Source organism: Salinimonas profundi (assembly GCF_014750655.1).
Lineage (GTDB): Bacteria > Pseudomonadota > Gammaproteobacteria > Enterobacterales > Alteromonadaceae > Alteromonas > Alteromonas profundi_A.
The window spans coordinates 256,951-268,844 of record NZ_JABBXD010000004.1 but is presented as its reverse complement, the minus strand read 5'-3'; the positions used below and the strand labels follow the sequence as shown (position 1 = coordinate 268,844).

12 protein-coding genes are annotated in these 11,894 nt (G+C 47.7%); 2 read left to right on the top strand and 10 right to left on the bottom strand.

Translation table 11 applies throughout. The annotated features are described in order from the left end of the window. Positions 1-71: 71 nt before the first annotated feature. The 7 genes from HHX48_RS18950 to HHX48_RS10035 form a co-directional block, all read right to left on the bottom strand. The gene (locus HHX48_RS18950) at positions 72-197 is read right to left on the bottom strand and encodes a hypothetical protein (protein WP_263406936.1); all 126 of its coding nucleotides are present in this window, start codon (positions 195-197) and stop codon (positions 72-74) included. A gap of 257 nt (positions 198-454) precedes the next feature. Continuing rightward, a complete protein-coding gene (locus HHX48_RS10060; RefSeq protein WP_191024706.1) occupies positions 455-838 on the bottom strand; it encodes a hypothetical protein in 384 nt (127 codons plus the stop codon). Positions 839-913: 75 nt separating this feature from the next. Next, entirely contained in the window at positions 914-1,414 is a 501-nt protein-coding gene (locus tag HHX48_RS10055) for a YcxB family protein (protein ID WP_191024705.1), read from the bottom strand. Between the two features lie 28 nt (positions 1,415-1,442). Next, positions 1,443-1,892: a hypothetical protein gene (locus tag HHX48_RS10050; RefSeq protein WP_191024704.1), complete on the bottom strand. Its 450-nt coding sequence runs from the start codon at positions 1,890-1,892 to the stop codon at positions 1,443-1,445. Positions 1,893-2,423: 531 nt separating this feature from the next. Further along, positions 2,424-2,873 (bottom strand): hypothetical protein, encoded by a 450-nt coding sequence (locus HHX48_RS10045; protein ID WP_191024694.1) that lies wholly within the window; start codon positions 2,871-2,873, stop codon positions 2,424-2,426. Positions 2,874-3,009: 136 nt separating this feature from the next. After that, positions 3,010-3,273: a hypothetical protein gene (locus tag HHX48_RS10040; protein ID WP_191024692.1), complete on the bottom strand. Its 264-nt coding sequence runs from the start codon at positions 3,271-3,273 to the stop codon at positions 3,010-3,012. Positions 3,274-3,388: 115 nt separating this feature from the next. Then, positions 3,389-3,715, bottom strand: a complete 327-nt coding sequence (locus tag HHX48_RS10035; RefSeq protein ID WP_191024690.1) for a hypothetical protein — start codon at positions 3,713-3,715, stop codon at positions 3,389-3,391. 296 nt (positions 3,716-4,011) lie between these two features. Between HHX48_RS10035 and HHX48_RS10030 the strand changes: the two genes are divergently transcribed. Then, positions 4,012-4,977 carry an integron integrase gene (locus HHX48_RS10030; protein WP_191024688.1) on the top strand — a complete coding sequence of 322 codons (966 nt, stop codon included), beginning with the start codon at positions 4,012-4,014 and terminating at the stop codon, positions 4,975-4,977. Between the two features lie 42 nt (positions 4,978-5,019). Here the strand turns inward: HHX48_RS10030 and HHX48_RS10025 are convergent, their stop codons facing one another. The 3 genes from HHX48_RS10025 to fadB all read right to left on the bottom strand — a co-directional run bounded on the left by HHX48_RS10025 (position 5,020) and on the right by fadB (position 9,381). After that, a complete protein-coding gene (locus HHX48_RS10025; RefSeq protein WP_191024687.1) occupies positions 5,020-5,925 on the bottom strand; it encodes a hypothetical protein in 906 nt (301 codons plus the stop codon). Between the two features lie 124 nt (positions 5,926-6,049). After that, positions 6,050-7,213, bottom strand: coding sequence for an acetyl-CoA C-acyltransferase FadA (gene fadA / locus HHX48_RS10020; protein WP_191024685.1), 1,164 nt, complete (start codon positions 7,211-7,213; stop codon positions 6,050-6,052). A 17-nt stretch (positions 7,214-7,230) separates the two neighbouring features. Then, positions 7,231-9,381: a fatty acid oxidation complex subunit alpha FadB gene (gene fadB, locus HHX48_RS10015; RefSeq protein WP_191024683.1), complete on the bottom strand. Its 2,151-nt coding sequence runs from the start codon at positions 9,379-9,381 to the stop codon at positions 7,231-7,233. Between the two features lie 442 nt (positions 9,382-9,823). Between fadB and HHX48_RS10010 the strand changes: the two genes are divergently transcribed. Next, entirely contained in the window at positions 9,824-11,887 is a 2,064-nt protein-coding gene (locus HHX48_RS10010) for a transglycosylase SLT domain-containing protein (RefSeq protein ID WP_191024681.1), read from the top strand. The last annotated feature ends 7 nt before the right edge of the window (positions 11,888-11,894 follow it).

Below are 11,894 nucleotides of genomic sequence, written 5' to 3'. Positions count from 1 at the left end.
GACGCACGTCACCAACAGAATATGACAGGCAGTATTTTAAGGACATAGAAAGTGTCTAGGAAAGTTAGGCCTTACCAGGCAGTGAGTTCCATATTGATACGTTTCACCCGATCCGGGAAGTTCTTTTTATCAATACCTTCGAGAGCTTCAAGAAGCTCGTCGGTGGAATAGGTGGTGTAATCCGGATGCGATTTCATTAGAGCTTCCCTGCTAAGCAAAACCTTGAGAGTCTATGCATTGTATCGATGAGTGGAAAGTCCTAAAGTGTGTTTATTGGCTGTACGGGTTATTATTCGCCGCCCGATCTTTCTGAGGACGCCTTAATCATGGAAGGTTTGGTAAAACCATAATGCACAAACGCCGCACCTACTACTGAAACCAGTAAAACAGAAATTCCCTGGCACATAACTTTTAAGTAAGGGGCGCAGCGGGCAAACTTAATTCTTTTGTTGTCTCATTGGTAAAACACTTCCTTGAACAGGCTTGGAGCACAATAGTCATTTAAGCTGACTATTACAAAGTGCTTTCTAACAAGCCCTGCATCTATTTCATACCATGCAACAGTTAGGTTGTCTTCTTCATACAAATCTAGGGGAAAGATGAAGGTTGGTTCCACGAGGCTGTCTGATACCAGCCATACTGAATAAGAGCTTTGACCTTCGATACTCTCTGGTAATTTGATAGTTACAGAGTAGTTCGAATCTCTAAGGGTTGTATCAATAGTAACTTTCTCACCATGTTTAGAATTAAACTGCTCGCGTAGTTCATCGGTGACTATGCAAGATGAGGCAAGACAGCCAAAATTGACTAACAGAAGTAGTAAAAAAGTTAACCGCATCTATCAATTCCTTATGAGACATAACGCTAAGCAGCCCCGTATTTACGACATCAATGTTGCATTTGGGAGTTGATACTAAGCATCTTTCCAAAACTTCCTTGAAGCCGAGTAGAAATTACTAAACTCCTCCTCACTTACAAAACTTGAATCTGGTATTACATGAAATAATCCAGGGGCTATTTGAATTAGCATGTAATGCCGCAGTTTTCGAATACCTATAATACCGTTCCAGCTTGTTTTGGTTTCATTCACTGCAGTTTTCTCATACAACCCACCGTCTGAGATCTCGTATTCATGTAAGCCCAAAACACCATTTGCTACTGAAGATGATAGTAAGATTTGAAGTAGGTTCGTTGCTAGCCCCAATATAGCCGCAGTAAGACCTGATATTAACGCTATCAGAAAAGTAACCAACCATTTTTCAGTCGTGTTGGGAATTCCATGTTTAAAGATTGCATAGACCCACAAGATCGCGAAAACGAGCGCTATTAGCGAATAAGTACCTTTGCTTTTCAAGGCGAGCCAAATATTGAGCTTCACAATATCGGACTTTTTAATATCGACAGAAACTTTCATGTTCTTCCCTGATGCCGTTTGTTTTATCTCAACTCCTTTTTATCAAAGGCATTAAGCACCCTTGAAACTCTTCTCTCGACGCTACGGAGTTCCAACATTCGATAAGGCTACGTTTTTCGATTTCCGCCAAGGGGGCAGTTTCATGTCCTTTCTTTTCAAACTCGCAACTTAGATACCAGTAGTCTTCAAAGATATTTACTTCGACTTCAGGATTGTTGGAGTAATCGTTCTCCGCAACTAGGCGGGCCATTCTCTGCGCTCTTTTTTTCGAAACGTTCTTCTCCTCAAGAGAGGATCCAGCGCCTCCCCAGATGTAAAGCCATTTTTCGCCCTCGAAGCTTTTCGGGTCATTCTCAATACGATCATTTACAGCCCACTTTGTAGCAACGAGATTGATAAATGCCTCCGACTCAGCCTCGCAGTCTTGAGCAAATAGCGGAAATGATACCAATGAAATTAAAAAAACAAGTACTCTCATTTTTACCTCTTTATAGATATAACTTTTAAGTAAGAGGCACAGGCGCGTGGGCTAAAATGCGAAGCAGCCAACGTGTATGCGTCCCAGCGAACGAAGTGAGTGACAATAGCGCGTTGTTAGGTGCGTGTTTATTTAACCTGAATTTTGTTTCTGATGAGTTCAAATACACACGCTCCAGTCAATACTGCATACACTCCTAGAATAAAGTAAAACATGTTCGGGCTGGTTTCTAGAGAATAATCTTCGCCACCTTTCGGCGAAACTTCTCCAGTTGTCAGTCCATTAATGAATAAAAACGTGAAAAAAAGAGCACAGGAAATAAGGAGTATCTTGTCTGAAGTTGAGTGTTCTTTCATTTGTAATGATATCCAACCTTCCTTTTCAGTAGCCAAGCTAAAAATAAACTTGCCTGTCTTTTCCAGTAGTACCTAATGCCCAGCTAAGCCGCTGGAACGGAGTTGATTGTTTTGTGCGAGCGTAGCGGAAAAGCACGAAACGAGCAACGCAGTGGAGGTCGGCTTGAGCTGTTTGTTAACTGCCATGCTTACAAATACCTAAAACCTTAGTGTCAGAATATGTAGCTTGCAGCCTTGTGGCCTGCACGCCCGACAAACCCACGAATATGGTAGCGCTACTGTCCCATGCAGCTATTTCAAGTACAGCACCCTTCAACTGGGGCGAAATATTTTCACCAGACCAATAAGACGCATTGTCATAGATGTATGGTGACTCGATGACCATAGGTCGATCACCAATTTTTACGGCACTAAAAACGCCCCAGATGAACTGAACATCATTGGCCGCCAAATATGCCTCCAGGGTAGACCCAGACCACCAACCCTCTTCAATATCAAATCCGTTAGTTTCGATATCACTTAGGTACCAATCATAATCAGAGCAACGAATATCGAGCGCTTTAAGCATCTGCGGAAGATACGTAAAAAAATCAATTTGTTCTGTTTTTTCTAAGATAAAGTTCATGGCACTCGAAGGCAGTCAACGCCCCACTAAGGGGCAGTAATACGTAGGCTAAAATCAGGAGCGAAGCGACAGAGCCTACGTGTTACTGTCCCAGCGAGCGAAGCGAGAGCCTTTAGTGGTTTGATATAAGCCATTGTTAATGATTACCATCTGAGCCAGCCCCACTGCTATCTCTGGGGCCACCACCAAACTCAGAATGCATCTTGATTGGGCGATCTTGGCTTTTGTGAAATTGCCAAATAGCAATTGCAGCTATATAGGGAATAAACCACGCAAGAAAGATTTGTGCAATTTTTTGCACCATATCTAAGTCATCTCTTTTCGCCAAGAAAACTGATACGGCTAGGCTTATTGCAAAGTAAACTGCTAGTGCAGCGTATATGATAAAAAGAGTGTCCATCTCATCAGTTCCTTTGGCTTATAACTTTTAAATAAAGGGCAAAAACACTGTGCCATACTCTTTGCGGCACCGTGTTTTTGTCCCAGCGCGCCACGCGCGCGTTTTAATTTTTTTGTTAGCTGCCACTTGCACCATACTTAACTTTAGCAACTATAAAACAAGGAATTGGAATTAGACTAGCCACTAAAAGCAAGCTTGTTAAACCCATTTCATTTATTGCCCCAACAAACCAAGCAACTGCAATTAAGCCTATGAGCACACCCAACAGCAGAACTGAATAGCCCAACCATTTTGCGAAAGCTTCTGGCTGAGATATTTTGGACTCGTCCCAGCCAGCAATAAGATTTCGCTTCTGTTTTACTGCAATTAAGTAACCAACGACTATGCAGGGAAGTGAACCTGCAAAAAGCATGATTAAACACCCTAGAAGTAAATCATCCATTGAACTCTCCTTTTGGCAGCTAACATATTAATAGACCCCAAAGTGGTGTGGTTCCTGGTCCCACTTTGGGGTAATTAACTTCAACTATCTTCAAAGATTACTCGATAAGTCATTCTGATAAAAGTGAAAAGGCAAAGTGGTGCATTTCACGCAACGCACAAAATACCCCAAAACGCCGATGCGATTGATATGGTGTACTTTGCGCACGTCGCCGCGTAAAACCGTCCCTGGGTCAGTATTTTTTAATTTATTTTAACGCTACGCTGATGCGCTTTTAATAGTCTTGAAAATACCTGATGAAAAGCACCTTCTTAAACGCCGTTTATGAGTTTATGCTGGTAAAGCACTATGCAAAGCGAACTATCGAGACGTACTTAACCTGGATCACTGACTATATTCGTTTTCATCAATACGCGCACCCGGAAACACTCAATGCTGTTCATGTTGAGGCCTATCTCACACATCTTGCGGTGACGCGGAAAGTAGCGGCGTCTACGCAATCGACAGCGCTTAACGCGCTGGTGTTCCTGTACGATAAGTTCCTTGAGACACCGTTACCCGCTGATATGCATTTTCTAAATAGCGGACGTCAGCGAAAACTGCCTGTTGTACTAACGCAACCGGAAGTTAAAGCGCTATTAAGCCGGGTTGCTCACCAGCACTATCTTGCGGTTGCCATGCTTTATGGAAGCGGACTGCGATTAATGGAATGCGTTCGATTACGGGTAGGGGATATTGATTTTGATTATAAGTATGTACGCATTTGGTTTGGCAAAGGTGGAAAGCACCGTGTGGTTACACTTTCAGCGTCTCTTACCACTCTGCTTGAAAATCATATTGTTCGGGCAAAAGAAATGCTGGAACATGATCTGCAGGTTCCTGAATTTGCCGGTGCCTGGATCCCATTGGGTCTACGCAAAAAATATAAACACAGAAATAAAACATTGGAGTGGCAGTACCTGTTTCCTTCTGGCAAGCTTAGTCTCGATCCTGAAAATGGTGAGTTGCGCCGTCACCATATAGATGAAAAACAGATCCAGCGGGCGGTAAGAAAAGCGGCTTCACAGGCCGACATCGCAAAGCACGTCACACTACATACTCTCAGGCACTCGTTTGCTACCCACTTACTTCAGTCGGGGGCGGATATTCGTACCGTTCAGGAGCAGCTAGGACATGCAGATGTCAGAACAACGCAGATTTATACTCACATTCTTCAGCAAGGGGCTCACGGTGTCGTAAGCCCGCTTTCAGACGTGACCTGATGAAAAGTCTTTGAATTAAGGCGCGGTACTGCATTATCGGGATCACTGTTTGACCTCAAAGGGCAGGTTGACCGTGGCCGCGTTTATCTCCGAAACCCAGAGGTAACGACCGGGTTCAAGGTCAACTGTAACAAAGCCATATTTTCCCGCATAGGTGTGCTCCAGCCCACCCAAAAAGGTAACCGGTGCGGGCGCTCTTAACCCGCCTACATTGGTCCAGTCCATCCAAAAGAAGACCTTATCCAGATCCGTCGATGACGTAAGTTTCGCCAGGTTCAAGTCGTAAGGCATAAATCCTTTGGGAGTGTCCTGCATCTCAATGCGGAAAGTATGTGTACCCGGTGGCAACGCTTGCGGACCGGAAACCCCCTGATTCGACACCGTGACCGTATAGTCGGCCTCAGGCGGTACGTAGTTGTTTTGCGCTGCTTTAACCGTTATCTGCTGCAACATACCCATAAGCGTATGCCAGCTGCCATCGGGAGCTTTTACATAGCACTCCACCAGGTACGTGCCTGGCTCGTCGAGTAAAAAGGTAGCCTGAGTACTTCGCCCTGCGGCTAACAATCCGGCGCCTCCTGCCCAGGTCATCTGTAATCCCCAGTCGGGTACATGTTCTTCGAAAAACGGACCAATGTCAGCCTTGGTTAATTCGCCGCTGCGTAGTCCTTGCATGAGCGGTTCAAAAACTGGCGCAACATGCTTAAGCTGATCGTCGATCGTCTTGCCCTCTGCTAACCGATACATCACCACAAAGTGGGCCTGTGCACCTTTGTTGGTAAACATGAAGGTCGTCCAGCCAGTAGGCAGAGTGGCCGGTGCCTCAATGCGATATTCAGTGGTGACAATATCTACCACATTGGTTTTAGCGGCGGCGGGGAAGAAGCAACCTGTAAAAAGGAAAAACAACAAAATACAGCGACAGCGGGTTATTCGACAGATACGCATAACAGCCTCTTTGTATGTAATTGTTGGCTTAACTACTAAGGCTAGTTCAACTGTACGAGTTCGCAACAATGAACAGCGGACAATAAAAAAGGGCCCGCAGGCCCTTTTAGTCTCACTTAGTCAGTTACACACGCTCAAAGATCGTCGCGATGCCCTGACCCAAGCCAATACACATGGTGGCCAGACCGACAGACTTGTCGTTCGCTTCCATCAGGTTAAGCAGCGTTGTGCTGATACGCGCACCTGAACAGCCCAGTGGGTGGCCCAGTGCAATAGCACCACCGTTCAGGTTAACTTTTTCATCATAGTTATCCAGCCAGCCAAGCTGTTTAATGCACGAAAGCGCCTGCGCGGCAAAGGCTTCGTTGAACTCGGCAAGTTCAATGTCGTCCATGCTCATGCCGGCACGTTTCAGTGCTTTTTGTGTGGCAGGCACCGGGCCGTAACCCATAATTGCCGCATCACAGCCAGAAACGCCCATGGCTCGAATTTTAGCGCGCGGCTTAAGTCCAAGCGCCTTGGCTTTATCTGCTGACATCAGCAGCATTGCAGAGGCACCGTCTGAAATAGCTGACGACGTACCTGCTGTCACCGTACCGTTCACCGGATCAAACACCGGGCGTAAACCAGCCAGCGTATCAACCGTGGTTTCAGGGCGGATAACCTCATCGTAATCGACCATTTTCAGCACGCCGTTCTGGTCGTGCCCTTCGATAGGTGCGATTTCATTCGCCCAGCGACCTTCTTCGTGCGCTTTGGCGGCACGTTGGTGCGAGCGGGCACCAAAGGCGTCCTGCATTTCACGGGTGATGCCGTTCTGGCGACCCAGCAGTTCTGCAGTCATCCCCATATTGCCTGAAGCTTTAGCAGTATGCTTCGCCAGACCAGGGTGGAAATCCAGGTTATAGTTCATAGGCACATGACCCATGTGCTCCACACCACCAATTATGAACACATCACCGTTGCCGGTCATAATGCCTTTGGCCGCATCATGCAATGCCTGCATGGATGAACCGCACAGGCGGTTAACGGTTACCGCACTGGTGCTGCGCGGAATATCGGTTAGCAACTGCGCGTTACGGGCAATGTTAAAGCCCTGTTCTTTGGTTTGCTGTACACAACCCCAGATGATGTCCTCGATCTCAGTCGGGTCAAGATTAGGGTTACGTTCTAGTAAGGTTGTCATCAGGTGCGCAGATAAGGTTTCGGCGCGCACATTTCTAAAAACACCGCCCTTGGAGCGACCCATGGGGGTACGAATACAATCGATAACGACGACTTCTTTCATGTTATTCTCCTTGGGGATTAAGCGAAGTAGGATTTGCCATCAGCGGCCATCTTGCGAACGCCGTCTGTGACCTGATAAATCGCACCTAAGTGCGCGTACTTGTCGGCAAGTTCAACGAACTTGTCCAGCCCCATGGTTTCTATCCAGCGGAATACACCACCACGGAATGGCGGGAAGCCTAAACCGTACAACAGTGCCATATCTGCTTCTGCCGCACTGCCTACGATGTTTTCTTCCAGACAACGAATCGCTTCGTTGGCCATCGGAATCATCAGGCGCGCGATAATTTCATCTTTTTCAAACGACTGGTCTGAGGCAGCATGCTGGTTAATCAGCGAGTATGCTTCATCGGCAGCGTCTTTGGTGGGGCGACCACGCTTATCCGTGCCGTAGTTATAGAAGCCTTTGCCATTTTTCTGGCCAAGACGCTTCTCGTTGTACATCAGCGTGACCGGGTCGTTTTCAATAGACTCCATACGCTCAGGGAAGCCGTCAGCCATTACACCGGCAGCGTGATTCGCCGTGTCCATACCTACCACATCAAGCAGGTAGGCCGGGCCCATTGGCCAGCCGAAATCTTTTTCCATGACTTTGTCGACTTTCGTGAAGTCAGCGCCATCTAATACCAGCTTGCTGAAACCGGCAAAGTAAGGGAACAACACGCGGTTGACCAAAAAGCCGGGGCAGTCATTGACTACGATAGGGGTTTTACCCATTTTCAAAGTGGCAGCTACCACCGCATTCACGGTCGCATCAGTGGTATCTTTACCACGGATAATCTCTACCAGCGGCATACGGTGCACAGGGTTGAAAAAGTGCATACCGCAGAAGCGTTCTGGTTTTTTCAGGCTTTCGGCCAGCTTATCGATAGAGATGGTCGAGGTGTTTGAACAGATGATGGCATCTTCTGATACCGTTTCTTCGGTTTCCTGCAGAACCGATGCTTTTACTTTTGGATTCTCAACAACCGCCTCAATGACCAGATCCGCATCTTTTAATGTGCTGTATTCCAGCGTAGGGGTAATAGCATTAAGCGTAGTGGCCATTTTCTTGGCATCTACTTTGCCGCGTTCCATTCCTTTACCCAGGATCTTAGCGGCTTCTTTTAAGCCCAAATCCAGTGCATCGCGGTTGATGTCTTTCATGATGACCGGCGTGCCTTTAACGGCGCTCTGGTAAGCGATACCGCCACCCATGATGCCAGCACCCAGAACAGCGGTAAGGTCAATCGACTTATCTGACGACTTCGCGAGCTTTTTGCCTTTGCCTTTAACCTGCTGGTCAGCCAGGAAAATACCGATTTGCGCTTGTGCCGCGTCGGTTTTCGCCAGTTTTACAAAGCCCTGATTTTCCAGCTTCAGCGCGCCATCGCGATCCAGTGAAGCAGCTTTTTGCACGGTTTCTACCATCAGATGCGGAGCGGGGTAGTGCTTACCAGCTTTCGCCGCGACCATTGCCTGGGCGGTAGAGAAACTCATTGTGGCTTCGTTTTTATTCAGTTGAAGCGGCGCTTTTTTCTGGGCCCGGCGAGATTGCCAGTCCAGTTTTTCTGCGGCGGCATCTTTTAGCATAGATAACGCTGCATCGGTCAATACATCCGGTGCCACAACCGCATCAACCGCGCCTTCTTCCAGCGCCTGCTGACCTTTACGATCTTTACCGGTTGTCATCCACTCAAGGGCGTTATCAGAACCAATAACACGAGGCAGGCGCACAGTACCGCCGAAACCAGGCATCAGGCCAAGCTTCACTTCTGGTAATCCGATAGATGCTGAGGTGTCAGCAACACGCATGTCACAGGCTAGCGCCATTTCACAGCCGCCGCCCAGTGCAAAACCATTTACCGCAGCAATGGTAGGGAAAGGCAAATCTTCGAACCGATCGAATACCTGAGAAGTTTTCTCAACCCAGCTCAGTACTTCATCTTCAGGCGCGCTGAATAATTCTGTGAATTCAGTTATATCAGCACCTACAATAAATGTAGATTTGGCGCTGCGTACCAGCACACCTTGTACGTCGCTGCGATCTTTGAGCGCTGCTGTTGCTTCATCCAGTTCGTTGACTGTCTGGCGGTCAAACTTATTTACTGAACCCTGGGCATCAAATACCAGTTCAGCAAAACCGTCATCCAGCAGCTTGACTGCCAGACTCTTGCCTTCATATATCATTTTATTCTCCTTCGGCGATGGCCGGGTTGCTAATGCTTAGTCAGTTGAACCCGAATATCGTTCCACTGTCCCACATTAACGCGTTAGGGTGGGTTGATTTTTGACAAACAAAAAGAAAAATTCAACAAAAATTCAAACGCGCGTTTCAATTTGTTCTACAGATGGCGTCAAAGTGCTGCAAATTCAAGGTCGAATTTATCATTCACAACTGTATAATAATTTATCACAATAGGTATACAGGCGAGCCTTGGCAATGGTTCGGCTAAAGTTTCTTCTCGTCGGGTCGATGCAAAGATTAAATTCGACAGAAACACTATTTTCTTTGTCTATACTTGTTCATACTTGCAGAATATTTGTGCAACACTTTGCCCTTAATCCCCTGATGTTGGATTGCTATAGCAGAAGGCAGGTCAGGTAGCAGGCGTTCTTACGGGATGGCATCATGCAGTTAAGCAAACTCTTTTCTTTTTCTTTTCTTCAAAGCAGGCGCACAGGCAATTGGTCACTGTCGTTTATCTTATTTTGTCTGGGTACCGGTAGCGCCAGTGCGACCAGCATTTTGCCGGATGCCGGCCAGTCAGCAAAGCGCGAGCAGTACGAGTTTTTTGAAGAAAAGCTTCGTTCCGTTTCCTATGCCTCACTGGATGGCCTGAAGCAGCAATATGCTCACCTGAAGGGCTATCCGCTGTATCCGTATCTTGAACGGCAGCGCTTATACCGGCAGATGGATCTTGTCCACCGTGATGAGATTGAGCAATTCTTATCGCGCTACGATGGGCGTCCGGCCAGCTATGGTATGCGTGCCTCCTGGCTACGCTATCTGGCCGAGAAAGGCGCACGTTCAGCATTCTTAGCCAATTACCGGGATGGGTTGGGTGCCACCATCACCTGTCAGTACCTGCAATATCAGTTAAAAGATGCCCGCAATCCGCGCTACTGGCTTAGCAAGGTTGAGCCTATCTGGCTTAACGGGCAGTCACAGCCTGACGAATGCGATCCGGTATTTCGTCAGTGGCAACAGGCCGGCATGATGACGGAAAAGATGATCATGGGCCGGATTGAAAAAGCCGCGACCAGTGGTAATCCCCGCCTGGTGCCTTATTTAAAACGTAAGCTGCCCGCTTCGGTACAGCATCTGGCTGACCGCTGGTTGTCGGTGCGCAATAATCCTGCGCACATACTGTCATTTAACCGTTTTGGCTTCACCCATCCTGAGTATGAACAGCCCATGGTGGTTTACGGGCTCAAGCGTCTTGCCTGGCAGGACAGTGACAAAGCGGTAAAAGCCTATAACCATTATTCACAGAAAAAAGTCTTCAGCGATGAGGAGCTGATGGCAATTCATCGTGTGATTGCACTGAGTAAAGCCATTGATAATACACCGGATGCCGGTGAATGGCTGCGCCTTGCCGATGTTAAAGGTGCAAAAGAAGATGTGAAGCGCTGGCACTTATCCTATCTGCTGCGCCAGCGTAAATGGGGGGATGTGTTAGCACTGATCAATACAGCGCCGCAGAGTATGCGTCGTGATGATAACTTTATGTACTGGCAGGCCCGGGCATTAGAAGCTCAGGGCTATCACGAACAGGCTGATGAGCTGTATAACGATTTAGCTGGTCAGCGCCATTACTATGGTTTTCTGGCCAGTGCCAAGGTGGGGCAGAAACCTGCGCTGTTGCACAAACCTGCGCCACACGACGCCAAAGCCATGCAGACGGTAGCCACCTTGCCCAGTGCGCAACGTGCTTACGAGTTTTTACAAATGGGGCGTCAACTGGAAGCCCGCCGTGAGTGGTATTATCTGCTTACCCATATTGATACCGCTAACGTAAAAGATGCGGCGCTGCTGGCCAGTGAGTGGGGATGGTACGATCAATCCATCATCAGTTTCTCGCGCAGCGGGTATCTTAATGATATTGAAAAGCGTTTTCCGCTGGCCTATGCCAACGAATTTACCTCGGTAGGAGAAACGTATAACGTTCAACCGGCATTTGCCATGGCCATTGCCCGTCGGGAAAGCTCCTTCAGGGCTGATGCGGTGTCGCCGGCAGGCGCAGCCGGGCTTATGCAACTTATGCCTGGTACCGCCCGGTATCTGGCCCAGCGTAACGCCGATGCGAGTCGGCAAAGCAATATACCGACGCTGAATCGTACCGCCTTATTTGAACCGGCAAATAATCTGCAATATGGCGTACAGTATCTGCGTTATCTGGGAGATAAACTGGGAGACAATCCGGTATTGATTTCGGCCTCGTATAATGCCGGCTGGCGAAAGGTGCTGGAGTGGCTGCCGGAAACGACCGCGATGGAAACGGATATCTGGATTGAAAATATTCCTTACAAAGAAACCCGGCATTATGTGAAAGCGGTAATGGCATATCGCTATATATATGAGCATCAGCTGGGCGCGCCCAGCGCGCTTTTCCAGCAACTGGCGGAAAGCGCCATTCCTTCTGCCGAGCGAATGGATTCACGCCGTCAGGCGATGCAATTGGCGCCGGATTGATACTTAT